Genomic DNA, 17,892 nt, shown 5'->3' with positions numbered 1-17,892 from the left:
TTTTCGTATGTGGGTTCCGGGTCAAGGACTGCAGCCACCGCGTTGTCCCGGTGGCTGCAGGACGAATCCGTTAACAGCAGCAGCCTGTGGCGGGATTACAGGGTGCGGCGTAAGGGGGCATTGCAAAGGATGCCTGTGCCATGGGCGCAGCGTACAGGGCCTGCACCGGCGTGAAGGACGGTGCGGCGTACAGGGGCTGGGCCGAGGCACCACTGCGGGTCATGGGGGCGGCATAGAGGATGGTAAAGGGCGGCAGACCCATTCTGGGATCCGCGGTTTGACAGGTGGCCGGGGCCGCATACATGGGCATGGGTTGCGGCATGGGCGCCGCATAGACCGGCTGAGCCATGGCGTTGCCCTGCATCATGGGAGCCTGATAGAGCATGTTCGCGGAGGCGGCGGCCGTGCACGGATCCGTGGTGCAGGCCCCGAGGGGTGCCGCGTACATGGGCATGGGCTGAGCCATGGCATTGGCCTGCATCATGGGGGCCTGGTAGAGCATGCTCACGGAGGCAGCTGCCGTGCACGGATCCGTAGTGCAGGCACCCAGGGGTGCGGCATACACGGGCATGGGCTGGGCCATGGTGTTGGCCTGAGCCATGGGGGCCGCATAGAGAATGACCGGGCCGCAGGATGCGCAGGCGGCCTGTCCGGCGGTTGCCATGGGCGCCGCATAGGCAAGCATGGTGGCCGAAGCATCCATTCCAGCCATGGGAGCGGCGTATTTCAGGACAGGTGAGGCCATGGGGGTGGCATACTTCAGCACCATGGAGGGCCCGGACTCCGGGCTCACGGCATCGGCGCTGGTGAAACGCTGGGATTGCATGGCCTCTTCAATATCGTCGGCCGCGGTTTTGGACGGAGCCTTGATCTCAATTTCATAGGTTTCGGTCTGGGCCGGCTCATCAAGCCGCCACGGGGCAATAAGGATAAATTCTACTTTGTAGGTTCCCTCTTTCAACGCCAGGAAATCAAAGGCATGGTTGGAAGGGCCGCCATAGGCGGAGGAGGCGGGTGTTACGCAGGAGCCAAAAAGTGCGATTCCGCCGTCCAAGGAGGAGAGATACCACCCATACCCGGTGGATCCCACGTTGGACTGCAGGACAATCTGGAGCGGTTGCCCCACGATGGCCGTGACGCTCTTTGCTTGCGACATGACAGTTCTCCTTTGTTCATTGGGGTTATGTGGCACCCGAGGTGTCGCGAAGGTTCGAAAGGCCTGACGCCTCAGGGTTATGGGCCATATCGGGGTAATACTTCAGGATGGGCTCGGGGGTGCAGCTCTGGACCATGTCCGGGGGAGCCTGTGCCTGAATCGCCTGAAGATGCCGGTTGACCTCGTGGACTTCGGACGGTGCAAGGGCAACCCCGCTTCGAAAGAGGTAGTTGCTGCCGAAGAACCCGAAATCGTCGTAGAGGGCCTCATGGAGGACCTCCGTTCGGCGTTGCTCGTCCCAGAGCCTGGAGCCCGGAATCTGGCAATACCACTGGATCAGAATGCGTATACCGTAGGTTTCCTGAAGGCCCGCCGCAAAATCGATGGTCTGCATCACCTCATCACGGGTCTCCCAGGGCAGGCCGATAATAAAAGAGAAATCGGCTCGCCCGGCGATGCCGTATTCGTTCAGCAAGGCAGCCGCCCTGGTGATATTTTCCGTGGTGGTCCCCTTGCCCGCTTTCTTTAAACCCTCATTGTACCCGCACTCGGCCCCCACCAGGAATTGATGGGCAAAGGGAAGCGCCGACTCCACAAACGTCGCGTCGAGCATGTCGTTTGCCCTGGAACTGAAAATCGCCTGTACCTGAAGCCCTTTTTCCCTGAAGCCTCGAAAGATCTCGATGGCCCGCTCTTTTTTCACGCTGAACTCGTCGTCAATGATCTGAATAATCCCCTGGGTCGTGAGGTGAAGAAACCCCATCATGATCTCCACACGCCGGACAAACTCCTCTGCCGGAAGCCCCCGCCATGTTTTCCTGTGAGCCGTGGAGCAGAAGATGCAATCAAAGGGGCAGCCCCTGGAGGATTCGATACCAAGGCTGGGGTAGATCCCGGGATGGATGCAGCCATAGTCCGGCATGGGCAGTGAGGCCATCTCGGCTTCTGAAAGCAAAGGGGCGGTTCGGGTCCGGTGGATCTTGCCGTCGCCTCCTTTGACGGTCAGGTTGCTGACCTGAGACAGGTCCCCACCGCGCTCCAGCGTGTCGCAGAGCCTGGGAAAGGCGACATCCCCCTCCCCCCGGATGCAATAATCGGCCGATGTCGTGGCAAGCAGGTACGTATCGAACAGGGTGGCATGGATGCCCCCCAGAACGATGGGAACCCGTGGATGAAACCTCCGGACCTGATCGATGCATGTCCTGGCCGTGGGCCAGGCAAGGGAAGTGGTGCCGATCCCCACCAGGTGACTGGACATGATCAGCCCGGCGTGATGGGACAACTCATTGGAACCCTGGGCGATGAGGTCGATGATGATGACCTCGTGGCCGTGCCTGCGAAGAATCGTCGCAAGCAGGTAGATGCCGTACGGGGGACAGGATTTCACCGCATCCATGGCAATGGGGGTCAGGAGCCCCTCATGGTAGTCCATCAGGGGAGGCGCAATCAAAATGATCCTCATGGGTTTATCCTTGATCATACAGCCGAAGGCAAGGGGGTATCAAAGCGCTGTATACGCCTGTTGCATGGAGTCGGTAAGAAAAGCTCTGGGGAATGGATGCCGGCGCTATAGCCGAATTTTCAAGATGACGGGAAGCGCTGCCTATCTATTGAAATTTTAGATAATTGCGATTGGTATTTTGGTGCAGATTAACGTATCGTCAATCAAAAATCAACCACTATGTCGCCCCCGTTTCGCCAATCGGCGAAATCCCCGTTCAAGCCTTGTGCCAACGGGCCTGAACCCCTCTTGGAGTATCGACGATATGACGGTCTCCGAAAAGGTGGCGATAAATGCTCGGGACTCGTAAAACACCCGGGCTATGCACATGCATGCAAAGGCAGGGAACAAAAAAAAGGGGCCCCTTCTTCTTACCGCACCTCCTGCATGTCCTGTCGCCTCCCACCCGTCGCGGCCCAAGGCCCTGACCTCAATGACAATGCCGGGGTTTCTCATGAGGATGGTTAAACAAAACTAAAACAATTGACATATTCCCTCATCCCCGTTAGAAAAACAGGAAGGTTTACGCAAGAACACTTTGTTCACATTCATTCGAGTTAGGAATGAATGCCGTATGGTAAAGACCTTTATATAACCAAACCCTTTACACGTCTTTTTTTACGAGCCCAAACCCTGGGTACACTCGTCGGGGAACTCACAGCCCACTCACGCGGCGGAGCATCTTACCGTCAACGGGTCGCTTCTCAAAGCGGCCGCCACCTCACACCCACCAACACAGGGGTAGCCATGCTGACACAACGACTAACAGGCCTGATTGCTGGCGCACTGCTTCTTTTAACACCTGCGGTATATGCATCCGATGTATCCGACTACAGGGGGAGCTGGGAATATCGCGCCCTGTCTCACCAGGGAGAAATAGATCGCAACGCCCCCTTTGGCAAGGCAAGTTTTCTCACCACCCACAACTCCTACAACGCAGGCGTCTACTCCCAAAACGGGAGTTACATCGACCCCAACCACAAAATCAGCCTCACCGACCAGCTTCAGATCGGCATCCGCGCCCTGGAGCTTGATGTGCACCACACTTTCTCGTCAAGCGGGTTCTGGCCCTGGGAATGGAAGTTCTCCCAGGAGCTGAAGTTGAGCCACGCCAACGGGGACACCGGCACCCACCCCAACGACCGCTTCTTCACCCAGGGGCTGCAGGAGATCAGAAACTGGCTCAACGCCAACCCCGACGAGGTCCTCATCATCTATCTGGAAGACCACATGGAAGGCCACTACGACAAGGCCATCGGCGAAATGAACGGGATCATCGGCGATCTGGTTTACAAGCCCGGCGGATGCAAGCGCCTTCCCATGGACCTCTCCAAGGCCGATGTCCTGGCCGCAGGCAAGCAGATCCTTCTCATCGGCGGCAACTGCGCCACCACCAACTGGGCCAACTACGTCTTCAACGGTCATTTTTCCTCCACGGAATCACTGGAGAACTTCGTGCCCTGCCCCACCTGCACCGCAGGCAACAAAGACGTCGCCTATATCCAGAGCCACCTTGTCCGCATCTATGAGGATTCCACCACCCTCTCGGCCCTCTTCGGGGACCCGGGCCCGCCCATTACCGCTGACGACGCCGCCCAGATGGCCGAATGCGGCATCGGCGCCATCGGCCTGGATCAGGTGGTTCCCTTTGATTCGCGCCTCAAGGCCCAGATCTGGAGTTGGGGAGAAAACGAGCCCAACGACGCCGGGGGCGAAGACTGCGCCGAACAGCGCAGCGACGGAAGATTCAACGACCTGCCCTGCTCGACCATGCGCTGCGTGGCCTGCATGGACCCGTCAAACGGAGACTGGTTCATCACCGACGGCATCTACACCTGGGCCGAAGCCCGCACTGCCTGCGACACCGAATTTCCCGGAGAAGGCCTTGTCTTCGGCGTCCCGGTCAACGGTTATGAAAACGCCCTGCTTCGGGACCTCAAAGCAGGCTTCGGCATCGACGCCGTCTGGATCAACTACTCAGACCGCCTGAACGAAGGCCAGTGGGTCGCCAACCCGTACGACAACCGCGCCCTGGGCAAGCCCACCGCCCAATCTTCCACCTACAACGGCACCGCCCACGCCTCCCGCGCCGTGGACGGCAACCCCAACGGCAACTGGGCCGCTGGCTCCGTCACCCACACGAACAACGATCCCAACGCCTGGTGGCAGGTGGACCTGGGTACCCAGATCGACATATCCCGCATTGAGCTTGCCAACCGCACCGACTGCTGTGCCGACCGCCTCAGCCACTTCTACCTCTTCATCTCCGACGCCCCCATGGACAACCGCCCCCTTGCCGACCTGCTGGTGGACGACTCGGTGACGCGCCACTACCAGGAATCCCTGTCGGTAACCACCCTGACGCTTCCCGTCTCCGCGCAGGGCCGTTACGTGAAAATACAGCTCGACGGCACGGGTATCCTCTCCCTGGCTGAGGTGGAGGTTTACGGTGAGTAAGCATTGAAAGGAACAACCCACATGAACGTCGCCTCCGGCAATCCTGCCGGAGGCCTGTTTGAGCTGAAAGGCTATGAAACCGAGGTACCAGGATGGAGAGCACCGTGGATAACAAAGGTGGCTGGACATTAAGCGGAGATGGCCCGGAAGCGTATGAAAGGTATATCGTGCCTGCGTTCAGTGGGGCCTGGGCACAGGATATGGTGAACAGGGCCCGGCTGCAGGGCGGGGACAGGGTCCTGGACCTTGGATGCGGCACGGGCATTGTTTCCAGGCATGTATGGAAAGCCATGGGTGAATCGGTCTGCACCAGCGGCATGGATGCAAACGAGGCCGTCCTGCAAAAAGCACGCGCCCTGAGCCCGGAGCGCACCGTTAACATCGGATAGAACCACGGCAATGCAGAGTCTCTGCCCTATTCCGATGCCACGTTCAGTGTTGTGTTGTGTCAGTAAGACTTGCAATATTTCAGTGATGCCTGCGCTTACCCCTCTTTCCGGCCCCCTTTTATTGGGCAGTTTACCCACCAACTAATTATTTGATTTTATGTGCTTAAACATCACAGCACTGCAATTGCATGGAATACCACAATCGGGGCACTTATAATTAAGTTCTTTGCTTTCTTCATGCCAAAATTTTGGAAATTCATGACAATTGACGAAGCCAAGAGATGATAGTACACCACCAATATTAACACCTTTTTTTCCTTTCCAAGCTGTACTTATTATAACTTCCGCCTCATTTAATGGTTCGCTTTGAATTGTTTCTTTAACAATTTTTCTTCCGATACCACGTCCTTGAAAAAATGGTTCGACAGCTACTGTATTAATAATGACGAGTTTATCCTTTTGTGAGCTATAAACAATATCTTTGAATTGAGAAATTTCCTTATTTTTTAGTTCTTTTTTCAAAGATGACTCGTTAAGGTATTTTGATCTACTGAAACCAAGAAATTTGTTTGTCTTTTTGTCGCATGCCACAAAAACAACGTCTTGGTCTGTGAAATCATTTTTGGTCAAATAGTCAACACCTAACGTTCGCGATGATAAGTCCAATATGTTTGTTGTGTATTTACCTTTGGTATCTATAAAAACGTTTATTTTTATTTTTTTATGAAAAAAGTATTTACCTGAATTGATCATCTTATTTTCATGATCAAATCCAGACCAAATACCTTCTAAGTCGCCGTTAGAGTTTTTTTGTAAAAAAAAATTTCCAACCCCAGTATCGTAAATACTTTTTGCAAAATAGACGCCATAAATTCCGTTTGTGCTAACTTTCCCCTCAATCACCCAAGATTTCCCAGGAGTTAATTCTGTTTCACCTTTTATATTTACACCATTTTGATTTATGTTCGCAGGTGCTTTAGCAGTGACAGTTTCACCATCAACGATATCTTCAAAGCTTGTTAAATAATGTCCTGAAATTTGGAATTTTCTATTTAAATACCAGTTACGTATTTGAGCTGAAAAAAACACAACACAACTAGCCCCAATAGCTCCTATTAAACCAGTAGTTAAATTGATCAGTATTGATTCGAACATGTTAGCCCCTCGATTCAAATGCTAACGAGCCTGTAAAACAACCCCCTTTTTCAGGAATGTCTCTCCAGGCTGATTTTAAAGTCAACTTTTCAACCGACAACACAATTCAGCCAACGGAAATACTCACGCCACATCTGAACGTTATGTAGCCCTATTATCAGGTCTGAATCACATTTTGCTGCCACAGAGATTACCATCGTGAGTTTCTCGGCCAGCGTCCTATCGCTAAACACCAGGCATATCGAGCCAGCTTCACTATATTATGAACCATAGCAAAGAATTTCCATTGCGTATCGACCTTAGCCCGCCCTCTCAGGGTAAACCGATTCTGCCCGAGGGTGCTTTTGATGTTGCTGAAGACCGGTTCAATGGTGCCCATACGCCTGCTGTACCAGAATCTGCCTTTGGGTGTGTCAAAACGCTTAATCATAATCAAACGCATGGTGTTGGTAAAGACGGTTACATGCCTGTATTCGACTTTGTTCCTGCGAATGCATTTGGCTCGAAGCTCACAGACCTTGCAATCCGTTTTCTTTGCCACGTATGTGATTCCTTTAAGACCTTTCTGGTCTTTAAAGTTGCTGTTTTCGATATAGAGTTCATTTCCGGCTGGACAGATGAGCTTCTTCTTTTCAAGGTCGTACACAACCTCACTGGCTTTGAAATACTTTACCTTTTTGACGGTTTTCCATTTGGGACAACCCCGGTTTGAGAACTATCGAACCCGATTACACCCGGGCATATTCGTATAAACTCATGACCCCTAACTTCGTGACAAGTCGTGTCCCTTTACAATCACGACCTCGAAGAGGTGCGCAAGTAGATCATGGATGCCATGCAGGGAGAGGATATCATTCCACCACCCCAGCTCCCTGCAAAGCCATCGCTATACAAATCCTGTGGAGACGTGCAGAAATACGTCTGTGGTATTTATGCATTGAATCGTCTACCCCACGATGAAGGGTGATGGGCTCTTGCCGACAAGCTGAATGTTAAAGAGCTGACTTCATACCAAGGATCAGTGCCCTTGGGGTGCGCCTTGAAGCATGGACGAACCAAAACACGAAGCACGCCGATCCACAAACCACGAGACAACTCAGTGGAACCGATCCGACGGGCCACCACATCACGTCAGTGAATCAGTCCACCTCGCAACCCCGAGGTTGGTTCCCGCCTGTTTGCTGATAAGCAATACCCTATAAGCCCATCGACTAACGAAAAACGGCCTTTTTGAACAAAGGATTGATATAACCTTCAGTCACGAGCAATCCTTAATGTTAGGCTCTATTTTTCATTAACGTTAAAATCTCACGAGTGTAATCAGCATTGTCTACCATTGCCTTTGTAATCTGTGAACCTGCAATCAAGAATAAGCCTGATACTGCAGTTGCTAAACCAGACAATAAACCAAGAATCATGAAGCCAGCGTCTTGGGATGCACCCAAAATGCCTATCAGAACAATTAACCCACCAATGCCAATTACCCCCCAACCAATAAACTCCATCAATGAAGTTATTTTTTGGGCAATACCGTAATTTGATTTTGTTGCTTCAGACTTACTCTCAAGGTTTTGGGTTGGAGCTGTTTTTATTTTGGTGAGTTCAATTCCTTCAGTGGTTTTACTGCATTTTTCACAGAGTTTTGATTCTGAGTTTCCATAGTTAATCATTGAGTTTGCGCCACACAAATCACACTTCATGCAACCCTCCTTATAATTGTTTTTTTATTTAACTAAGGTCAGCTATGATAACATCAGTCGTTGTGTTTTATTAAGTAATCAATGTTTAATAAAATTGCAACAAAACATATCACAACATACAAGGACTTAATTATACTGAGCATAGCCTAACGCTGGAATTCACCGAGCGGGCGACAAGGGCCGACAACGGTGAATAGGTGTAATTGTTTGAAAACCTCAAGCGCTTGGGACCGGCCACCTGTAAGCCCGTCCGGTGAAATAACTTGTTCAAGAAGGCCGCTACGCGACAAATCATTCCTCAACCTGCATAGAAAAATCAATATCCCTGCAGACCAGCATATTTAAAACGAAAGAAAAACATCGTAACCCTCCGGTAATTCGACCAATTCTAACCAAAGAAGACTACGATACACGACTATTATGAAAAATCAATGCGCGCTTTGCAACTGGCAGGTTTGGGAAAGAGCACCCAAAAGGCATACACACGCGCTGTTCGTAAGCTTGTCGATTATTGTGGCAAGACGCCTGACAAAATCACGGAAGAAGAAATTGAAGCCTACTTTTTTCATCGTCGAAACGTTGACAGGTGGTCCGCCTCCACCATGGATATCGCCCATTACGGAATCAAGTTCTTCTTCACCAATGTGTTAAAGCAAGACTTCCATCTCTTTTCTTACCTGAAGGCCAGGCGGGAAAAAAACCTGCCGTGTATCCTCAGCCGGGAGGAAGTCTTCCGCATATTGAATCATGTGACAACCCCACACAACCTAGCGTTTTATCGTACGGTCTATGCATGCGGCCTCAGGTTGTCTGAAGGCCTCAATCTTCGAATTTCAGATATCGACAGCGCCCGAATGATGCTTCACGTCCATCGCGGCAAGGGGGCCAAGGATCGTTATGTACCTTTGCCGGAACACACACTGGGTGTCCTGAGGCAATACTGGCGCAACCACCGCAACCCCACCCTGATTTTTCCTGCTCGGGGACGTGGGAACACAGAAGCCCCCATCACCGATAAGGTCATGCCCATCGAAGGCGTGCAGGGCGCCTTCCGAAAGGCCCGATATGCCGCGGGCATCATGAAACGCAGGGTCTCCATCCATACATTGCGCCATTGTTATGCCACCTACCTGCTTGAGGCAGGCGTCAACCCGAGGGTCGTGCAACGTTATATGGGGCATAGCAACCTCAAAACCACCATGGCGTACTTCCATCTCACACAGAAAGGGATTGAAGATTCGTACCGGATCATTAATCACGTGATGAGAGGAGACAGCCATGAACAAGATATCTGAAATCTTCCGGGAGTTCGCCCCCGAGTATCTAAATCGATTTGGGGCCTCCATGCCGAAGACCCATCGCAAAACCATCGGTGCCATCCTCTCTTGCCGAACGCAGGCCCATGGGCTGCTTTACTATGAGTGCGAAGCATGCGGTAAAATCCATGCTTTCTATCGTTCCTGCGGGAATCGCCATTGCCCGGCGTGCCAAAATCATAAGGCCCGCCAGTGGATGGCTCATCAGATCAAGCGGCAGCTCCCGGGCCATCACTTCATGGTGACCTTTACCTGCGGAATGTGATCCGCTCCAACCAGAAGGCTTGCTATGGCATGATGTTCGCGGCCTCCTCCCAAGCCATGTCAGAACTCGTGGACAGGGGACGATGGATGAGGGGTAAGGCACCGGGATTTTTGGGCGTGCTGCATACCTGGGGACGCCAACTTCAATATCATCCCCATATCCACTACCTGGTTCCCGGAAGCGCTGTCTCAGGCGATGGAAAGGCTTGGCACCCAACAAGCGAAGGCTTTTTGCTCCCCTACAAGGTACTGTCCGCTCTGTTCCGTAAGAAGTTTAAGGCGCTGATGGAAAAGGCTGGTCTGCTTCACAAGGTGTGCCCCGATATCTGGTTTAATGGGTTTAATGTAGACGTTGAACCCGCTGGAGGTGGCCAGGAGTGTATCAAATACCTGACGCCCTACATCTTTAAAGTCGCCATCAGCCAGAGCCGCATCGAAAAGGTCGAAGGGCGCGAGGTGACCATCACTTACAAAAAAAAGGTTCCCGACGCCCCAGGCGACTGACACTTGGGGTGATGGAGTTCATGAGGCGTTACCTCCAGCACGTGATCCCCACAGGGTTTATGAAAGTTCGGTATTACGGCTTTATGAGTCCGGCGTCGGTACTCGACCTCAAAGAGGTGCGAAAGCAGGTCATGGATGCATTGCAGGGTGAGGATATCGTTCCACCACCCCAGGTCCCTGCAAAGCCATCGCTATGCAAATTCTGCGGAGGAGTGCTGAAATACGTCTGTGGTATATATGCCTTGGATCTTCCACCTGACGAGTACGGGTGATGGGGTCTTGCCGACAAGCTGAATGTCAAAGAGCTGACTTCATGACAAGGATCAGAGCCCCTGGGGTGCGCCTTAAGGCATGGACACGCCAAAACAGGAAGCACGCCGAGCCACAAAACACGTGACAAATCAGTGGAACCGATGCGATGAGTCACCACATCACGTCAATGAATCAGCCCACCTCGCAACCCAGAGGTGGGCTCCCGCCTGCTTGCTGAAAAGCAATACCCTATAAGACCATCGACAACCGAAAACCGGGCTTCTTGAACAAAGGATTGATGTGACCTTCGGTCACGAGCAATCCTTAATGTTCTGCTTTGTAATATTGTTAGCTGGAAACTATTTTTAACTGTTCTTTATCAACAGTTAAGTGCTCAATTCCAAAATCCGATACACTACTAAAAAGATAATTCAAATCTGCTTCAGGATAGGTCCCTTCAAACGCACATTTCATAAGTTCCAATGCCATTCTGAGATAACCGGAAAGTGACTTGTTAGCTCGTTTTGGTTTGTATGAGAAAAATCGCCATATAGTTTAAAGCGATTAGAATTAAAGATGGTGTTACAATAACAGCATACTTTTTTATGAATGGCTTAGAAGCTTTGAACGAATATATTTGGTGTTTTTCAAAGTTTCTGTTTTTAATGTACGAAAGATAACTCACTAAGAGAAAAGTGTATATTGACGAAAATACAAAAAATAGTAACGACTTGTCTTTAGTTGTAAATAAAGGAAGAAATGAAGAAAATGTAAATAGAAATAAACTGAGAATTACAAAGTGAGGCGCTTCAGTTGTTTTGTCTGTTTGTATTTGATTTGGAGTTCCACGATGTACACGTGTTTTAAAGATGAGGTCATGAAATGCTGTTTTGTTTTTTGTAAAACCTGCCATTCCAAAACAGAATGCTACAACAACAAACACAACCCATGTGATGTATGGACTGACTGTTAAAAATGTATCTAATAAATTTGGTATGAATACAATAAAAACAACGATAGTCCGAAAGAAGGAGGATTTATGGGAAATTTTTGATTTGTTGATTTGGGAAACATAAATATTACAAGCTACTTTTCCGAAAGTTGCTTGTTTTGTATTTGAGTTAGACGCAGTGAAATAACCCAAATAAATTAAGGGTAATAACAATAGGAATATATTATAATTGAACGGTAAATTTATATTTTGGTAACTACAAAAAAGGATGATTAATGTACCTAATAAACAGATCGGTAATGTGAAAATCGTTAAGTCAATATTGAATGCAATGAATCGTGACCAAAAACCAGCAAACTGAGTGTTGTCTTCTTTGGAACTCATAGATGCATTCCTTTGGGCTAAAATATGAGAGCTAACGAGGCTGTAGAATAAGTCCCCGTTGAAATTTTCCGTTATAACGCTTGTCTAAATTTAATTTAAAAACGGCCAGCTACGCAAAATATGGCGATGTTTTCAGCTATAAGTCTGTAAAATGTAATGTCCTCGCGCTATTCGAAGATCATTTTTCCACAAATGGACTTATTCTACAGACTCAACGCATGCTTCACCCGACGGGTGCCGAAACACGACAAATTTTGATATTTGATAAAAATCGGGCGACGAAGTCGGCCGATAAAGACGCACTTGCACCCGGTCGTGAAAGAGACTGTCAAATAAACTGTGTATCTGGCATTTAAATCAAAGAGGGACTCTTCCTTCAAATACAATTTGAAAAATAGTTGAGAGCAGCGGCCCAGCCCCTGATGGGACGCGACCACTTCTCAGAAGCCTTTCATATTGCCAGATACAGAACCTTTCGCTCTAAATCTCCTGTTGGAAAAGCTACCCGTTTCTTTGTAATTTTCTTCAATGATGCGTTCAAAGATTCGATAGCATTTGTCGTATAAATGACTTTACGTATCGGTTCTGGGTAACGGAAGAACGGCGCAATATTTTCCCATTTAGAACGCCATATTTGGCCGATAATTGGGAACCTTTCTCCCCACTCTTGCTCAAATTGATCCAAAGCTCTCAAATCAACTTCTTCTGTGGGGGCAGTGTAGATTTCCTTTAAACTCTTTACGACGTTCTTTCGCTCTTTCCAACCAACGTATCTCAAAGAATTCCACACCATATGAACGACGCAGAGCTGGACATCCGTCTGAGGAAAGGCGTTCCCAATGGCTTCAGGAAAGCCCTTCAAACCGTCAACACAGGCGACCAAAATATCATTTACCCCTCGGCTTTGAAGCTCAGTGAGGATGCCAAGCAAAAATTTTGCACCCCCAGCCTCTCCAATCCAGAGGCCAAGAAGCTCTTTGTTACCTTGTAAGATTTACACCTAATGCCAGATAAACAGCTCGATTTTCAACATGGCTGCCTTTACTAATCTTTAGATATATCGCATCCAGATAAACGATGGGGTAGACCGTATCCAACGGACGAGACTGCCACTGACGAACATCATCTATGACGCTGTCGGTCACATTGCTGATGAGTCTCGGGGATACTTCAACACTATAGAGATCTTTGAGATGGCCCTGGATCTCTCTCACTGTCATTCCGCGAGCATATAGTGCAATGACCTTGTCATGAAACCCTGGAAGCTTTTTTTGGCGCTTTCTGACTAACTGCGGTTCGAAATCACCATCTTGATCCCTGGGAACCTCAATATCAAGTGAACCTCGATTCGTAATAGTTGTCTTTTTTGTTATGCCATTACGGGCGTTTGTCGAGCAACTCATTTGGCGTTCATTCTTCTGGTAGCCGAGATGATCGGTCAGATCGCCTTCCAAGGCGCGTTCCACAAGGCGTTTGGTTAAATCTTCAAGAAGTCCATCTTTATTAAATAGTTCTTTAGGGTCTTCATCTTTGAGCAACTCATCTAAAAGTGCATCTATACGACTCTGCTTTTTGGCCATGGTGACATTCTCCTTTCAGGAGGTTAATACCACAGCCAGATACACAGATAAATTTACACTCTCCTTTTGCCTGTCCGAGTGCATTTATCTTGTTAGGTACTCTTTCTGTTATCTCATATTAATCCAGACATTGCCCTTTTGATTACATTCCCAAGTACCAGTTAAACGTATCTCGTTATCATCCATATCAAGATTATAGACACATCCAATTATTGCATTTCCTTTTTTAATGAAATCGGTTTCTTTGAACCTTATCATAGTCCCAATAATTGTACCTTCGACTTTGTGTACAGCATTTAATGTTATCCATTTCATTTCTCCCGCCCACTTTCCATCAGAAGCGTCAAATGATTTTATTGTCAAAATAAATGGCCAATTATCTTTTCGACTACTTGCCTCACCTTTGAGTATCGATCCATCAGAGAATGCTGAATGTACCGCTTTTTGTCTTCTATCGAACCGTTTCTTCTCCGCCTGTATTCTTTCTTCAGCTAATCGTTGCTGTTCTGCTTTATACTCCTTCTCCTCAGGAGAGCCTTTAATAATAATATTTGGTGAGTTAAACATGCTTAATGGCACACCAATGTTTCTAAGTGGTGAACCATCAAGTTTTAGAGAATTTTGCCAAGAACCAGCGTAAAGCTTAGATTCAGCGCGACCATAAACCTCTATGTTTTCGCCCTTTTTCTTGACAGGAAGAACAAAAAGGACGTTGCCCTCATCCCTTTGCTCCAAAAACGTATCAGCATTTATCTGTAGACTTGCCCGGAACCTTGTTTGATAAAGAGGATCTACCTCAGTACCAACGTCTTGGGATGCCTCGATTTTAAAACTTGCTATATTAATAAATGCGGGCATATGAACTGCAAGGGTCTTCTCGATTTCATTTTCACTTGGACCTTTATTCGATGAACATCCGAACGTCAGGAATATTAAAAAAAGTAATCCAAAAGTTAGAGGCATTATTTTTTTCATAATGTTAAGGTTTCTCCTATAATTTTTTATTCAGTTCACAACATCGCTTATATAACTAACGAGCCTGTAGAATAGCCCCATTTTCAGAAATGCCTCACCAGGCTGATTTTAAAGTAATTTTTTCAGTCTCTACCACAATTCAGGCAACAAAAATACTCATGCCATATCTGAACTTTATGTAACCCCTGCAGGGCGAGAAAATACCATTCTTTGCCGCCATTAATGGGACCGCCGCGAGCTTCTAGACCGCCCGCCTCCTGCTCAGCACCAGGCATATCGAGCCAGCTTCCCTATGTTGTGAACCATGGCAAAGAGTTTCCATTGCGTATCGACCTTGGCCCGCCCCCTCAGGGTAAACCGATTCAACCCCAGTGTGCTCCTAATGTTGGCGAAGACTGGTTCTATGGTGCCCATACGCCTGCTGTACCAGAACCTGCCCTTTGGTGTATCAAAGCGTTTAATCATGCGACTGACAGGCGTATCCGTCTGGCGCATGGTATTTGTAAAAACGGTCACATGCCTATGCTCGACTTTTTTCCCGCGAATGCACTTGGACCGAAGTTCACAGGCTCTGCAATCCGTCTTTTTTGCCGCGGATGTAATTCCTTTAAGACCTTTCTGGTCTTTAAAGTTGCTGTTTTCGACATAGAGTTCATTTCCGGCCGGGCAGATAAGCTTCTTCTTTTCCGGATCGTACACAAACTCGCTGGCTTTAAAATATTTTGCCTTTTTGACGGTTTTCCGTTTATCCGTGGGCCTTTTATGCCTGTCGGCCGTGGCAAAATTAGGATCTCGCTTTCGAAACAGTTTGTCCGGGATATACGCTTCGATTTTTTCATCTTCGATCCACTTGAGGCCATCGGATGAATGAAAGCCGGTATCCGCCGTTACAATGGTATCCTTGAGAGAATCGTTATCCCCTTCAGCCTGGTTCATCGCCTTACGCGCACCATCAATCATATCCTTTAAATAAAGGTGCTCAGTTGATGAACCATGGGCTTCGGCATGGGTAATAACCTGATGTAAGTCATCCGCAATAGCAATGCCAGTATAGCCCTGAATCACACCATGCGACGTGGACATCTTTGCGCTTTCGTTGTCAGTCAGGTTGCTTTGAATGGGCTTGCTTTGGACTCCGATTTTTTCCTTTCCCTCGTCCAACCAAGCCTGAATCTTGTCCGCTTTCTTTTTAAGGCTTTTGACAGCTTTTTTCTCTTTTGCCGTCATATCAAACCCTTCGTCACCACCTTTATCCTGGGCCTGGTGCTTTTTAAGGATCAACTGAATAGATTTTTCGATCTTTGCCTTTTTGCGATCGAAATCCTCACGGGTTCCACTCCACTCTTTTGAAGCGTTCGAGCTGAGCTTACAGCCGTCAATTGCAAACATCTTTTTGCCGATTAGCCCTTCCATGGAACAGATGGCAATCACTCGGGTCAAAAGCACCGAAATCTCTTGCCCATATGAAGAAATGAATTTTGCAATGGTTGTGAAATGGGGCCGGGTATCACCGGCCAGGGCGATAAAAGTCACATGACACTCACAACAAGATGCAATCTTGCGGCTGGAGATAATGCCCAGGGAATAAGCATACAAAATGACTTTTAAAAGGACGGCAGGGTTATAGGCGGGAGCTCCCGTTTTGTCGTTGCTGTAATGCTTGTCAAAGATCGAAAGGTCAAGTTCGTTATCCACCAAATGGTCAATGGCATGAACGAACGTGCCGGGAATGATTTGCTCGTCGAACCGGACTGGAATAAACATCGACTGGGCTTGAGAATAACTTTTGTATCGGGCCATACTCACCTCGCTGGTTTATTTGAGAAGAGCATAGCAAATATTAAGCTTTAAATACAGCTTGATATCTTATAATTTTACTTATTCTACAGGCTCAACGCCATGCATGTGGGGCCGCCGAGCGACAGCGAGGGAACCCGGAGCGCAGCGGAGGGCGGTCCGACACAATGCAATTGTTGGCAGATGCTTATTCAATGAGAGTTTTCAATTTATCATTAAAGGCGGTAGCGTTGTCTTTGACTTGATATAATTTTTCACCTGTTAACCCATCAAATATCAGCCAATAAATACTACCTTCTGTTTCGTTTTTTTCTTGGTATTGAAGTTTTAAGCAGAATAGGCATGTGTTTAATTTATTCGAATAATGAATTTGCTCTGCCAATTCTGCTCGGTTGTAAAAATTTGATAATAAAAAAGAAGATGTGAGTTCATACATTTGCTGTTTTGAGTTTAAGCATTTTATTTTTTCATTGAGCTCAGTATCACTCGTTGCACCTTTGCATGACACAAAAAATGTAATGGCTATTAATACAAGCAATATGTAGTTTTTATGTGTCATTATTGAAGCCTGCCAACGTTACGCATGTGGGGCCGCCGAGTGAAGCGAGGGAACTGGCGCGGAGCGCCAGCGGTCCCTTACTATGCGTTTGTTAGGGTTTTAGTAGAATCAGCGATTAATATTAAAGTGTTAATAGCCAATGCTTTTTAGAATATTACTGGTGTTGGTGTTTCAAGCTTGTATTTGTGAGATAATTGTTGAAGCTCAGCTTGTTTACCGAAAATAACGCCGTCAGTCCAATTATCCCATTCGAAAACCAACCGAATATTACCCTTCTTTAAGACAAGTTTACCGTAATCAATCCACGCATTAAATTGTTTATACTTGTTCTTATATGACCAGCCATCATCAATCAAATCTTGGAGGATTTTATTGAATAATTCAGTTCGAATATTGTCTATTCGCGCTCTTCTAAAAAAGCTAATCATCGTATACTCTTACGTACCCTAACGAGCCTGTAGAATAACCCCTTTTTCAGGAATGCCTCTCCAGGCTGATTTTAAAGTTAACTTTTCAGCCGACAACACAATTCAGCCAACGAAAATACTCACACCATATCTAAACTTTATGTGACACCGCTTGGCGGGGTAGGACCATATTTTGCTGCCATCAAGTGCCCGTAGATAGCTTCTCAAACAGCATCTTCTTGCTCAACACCAGGCATATCGAGCCAGCTTCCCTATGTTGTGAACCATGGCAAAGAGTTTCCATTGCGTATCGACCTTGCCCCGTCCTCTCAGGGTAAACCGATTCAGCCCGAGGGTGCCTCTGATGTTACCGAAGACCGGTTCAATGGTGCCCATACGTCTGCTGTACCAGAATCTGCCTTTGGGTGTGTCAAAACGCTTAATCATACGACTTATAGGCGTATCCATCTGACGCATGGTGTTGGTGAAGACGGTTACATGCCTGTGTTCGACTTTTTTCCCGCGAATGCACTTGGCTCGAAGC

14 protein-coding genes and 3 pseudogenes are annotated in these 17,892 nt (G+C 48.1%); 5 read left to right on the top strand and 12 right to left on the bottom strand.

The window, feature by feature from the left end:
* Positions 1-70: 70 nt before the first annotated feature.
* Positions 71-1,156 carry a protease inhibitor I42 family protein gene (locus BLQ12_RS15970; protein ID WP_092211845.1) on the bottom strand — a complete coding sequence of 362 codons (1,086 nt, stop codon included), beginning with the start codon at positions 1,154-1,156 and terminating at the stop codon, positions 71-73.
* A gap of 25 nt (positions 1,157-1,181) precedes the next feature.
* On the bottom strand, positions 1,182-2,618 hold the full coding sequence (locus BLQ12_RS15965) for a B12-binding domain-containing radical SAM protein (RefSeq protein ID WP_175469860.1): 1,437 nt from the start codon (positions 2,616-2,618) through the stop codon (positions 1,182-1,184).
* A gap of 786 nt (positions 2,619-3,404) precedes the next feature.
* Between BLQ12_RS15965 and BLQ12_RS15960 the strand changes: the two genes are divergently transcribed.
* Complete coding sequence (locus BLQ12_RS15960; protein WP_175469859.1) at positions 3,405-5,114, top strand: phosphoinositide-specific phospholipase C-related protein; 1,710 nt, start codon at positions 3,405-3,407, stop codon at positions 5,112-5,114.
* A 104-nt stretch (positions 5,115-5,218) separates the two neighbouring features.
* Positions 5,219-5,503, top strand: coding sequence for a class I SAM-dependent methyltransferase (locus tag BLQ12_RS15955; RefSeq protein ID WP_175469858.1), 285 nt, complete (start codon positions 5,219-5,221; stop codon positions 5,501-5,503).
* A gap of 141 nt (positions 5,504-5,644) precedes the next feature.
* Here the strand turns inward: BLQ12_RS15955 and BLQ12_RS27070 are convergent, their stop codons facing one another.
* Positions 5,645-6,658: a GNAT family N-acetyltransferase gene (locus BLQ12_RS27070; protein ID WP_139164001.1), complete on the bottom strand. Its 1,014-nt coding sequence runs from the start codon at positions 6,656-6,658 to the stop codon at positions 5,645-5,647.
* Between the two features lie 190 nt (positions 6,659-6,848).
* On the bottom strand, positions 6,849-7,304 hold the full coding sequence (locus BLQ12_RS28380; protein ID WP_092211838.1) for a transposase: 456 nt from the start codon (positions 7,302-7,304) through the stop codon (positions 6,849-6,851).
* A 153-nt stretch (positions 7,305-7,457) separates the two neighbouring features.
* On the opposite strand from BLQ12_RS28380, the pseudogene BLQ12_RS28500 reads away from it, so the two are divergent.
* Positions 7,458-7,625: pseudogene (locus BLQ12_RS28500) on the top strand (IS91 family transposase); the annotation flags it as partial.
* Positions 7,626-7,935: 310 nt separating this feature from the next.
* Here the strand turns inward: BLQ12_RS28500 and BLQ12_RS15945 are convergent.
* A complete protein-coding gene (locus BLQ12_RS15945) occupies positions 7,936-8,358 on the bottom strand; it encodes a hypothetical protein (RefSeq protein WP_092211836.1) in 423 nt (140 codons plus the stop codon).
* Positions 8,359-8,789: 431 nt separating this feature from the next.
* Here BLQ12_RS15945 and BLQ12_RS15940 point away from each other — a divergent pair, with 431 nt between their 5' ends.
* Both BLQ12_RS15940 and BLQ12_RS28375 read left to right on the top strand, forming a co-directional pair.
* Positions 8,790-9,653 (top strand): site-specific integrase, encoded by an 864-nt coding sequence (locus BLQ12_RS15940; RefSeq protein WP_092211834.1) that lies wholly within the window; start codon positions 8,790-8,792, stop codon positions 9,651-9,653.
* A pseudogene (locus BLQ12_RS28375) lies at positions 9,637-10,714 on the top strand (IS91 family transposase). The gene BLQ12_RS15940 and the pseudogene BLQ12_RS28375 overlap by 17 nt, the downstream one beginning before the upstream one ends.
* A gap of 494 nt (positions 10,715-11,208) precedes the next feature.
* On the opposite strand, the gene BLQ12_RS15920 reads toward BLQ12_RS28375, so the two are convergent.
* From BLQ12_RS15920 to BLQ12_RS15895, 7 genes and pseudogenes are all read right to left on the bottom strand, one after another.
* Entirely contained in the window at positions 11,209-12,030 is an 822-nt protein-coding gene (locus tag BLQ12_RS15920; RefSeq protein ID WP_092211826.1) for an RDD family protein, read from the bottom strand.
* Positions 12,031-12,387: 357 nt separating this feature from the next.
* A pseudogene (locus tag BLQ12_RS15915) lies at positions 12,388-13,610 on the bottom strand (IS256 family transposase).
* A gap of 108 nt (positions 13,611-13,718) precedes the next feature.
* Complete coding sequence (locus BLQ12_RS15910; RefSeq protein ID WP_092211824.1) at positions 13,719-14,585, bottom strand: hypothetical protein; 867 nt, start codon at positions 14,583-14,585, stop codon at positions 13,719-13,721.
* Between the two features lie 261 nt (positions 14,586-14,846).
* Positions 14,847-16,385, bottom strand: coding sequence for an IS1182 family transposase (locus BLQ12_RS15905; RefSeq protein ID WP_092211822.1), 1,539 nt, complete (start codon positions 16,383-16,385; stop codon positions 14,847-14,849).
* A 184-nt stretch (positions 16,386-16,569) separates the two neighbouring features.
* Positions 16,570-16,941, bottom strand: coding sequence for a hypothetical protein (locus BLQ12_RS27065; protein WP_139164000.1), 372 nt, complete (start codon positions 16,939-16,941; stop codon positions 16,570-16,572).
* A gap of 146 nt (positions 16,942-17,087) precedes the next feature.
* The gene (locus tag BLQ12_RS15900; protein ID WP_092211819.1) at positions 17,088-17,369 is read right to left on the bottom strand and encodes a hypothetical protein; all 282 of its coding nucleotides are present in this window, start codon (positions 17,367-17,369) and stop codon (positions 17,088-17,090) included.
* Positions 17,370-17,591: 222 nt separating this feature from the next.
* The coding region (locus tag BLQ12_RS15895) for a transposase (protein ID WP_175469857.1) at positions 17,592-17,892 on the bottom strand (301 nt) is incomplete at its 5' end.

It is taken from the genome of Desulfoluna spongiiphila, from assembly GCF_900101345.1.
Taxonomy (GTDB): Bacteria; Desulfobacterota; Desulfobacteria; order Desulfobacterales; family Desulfolunaceae; genus Desulfoluna; species Desulfoluna spongiiphila.
The sequence above is the reverse complement of the archived record's forward strand: the minus strand, read 5'-3'. Positions and strand labels throughout refer to the sequence as shown.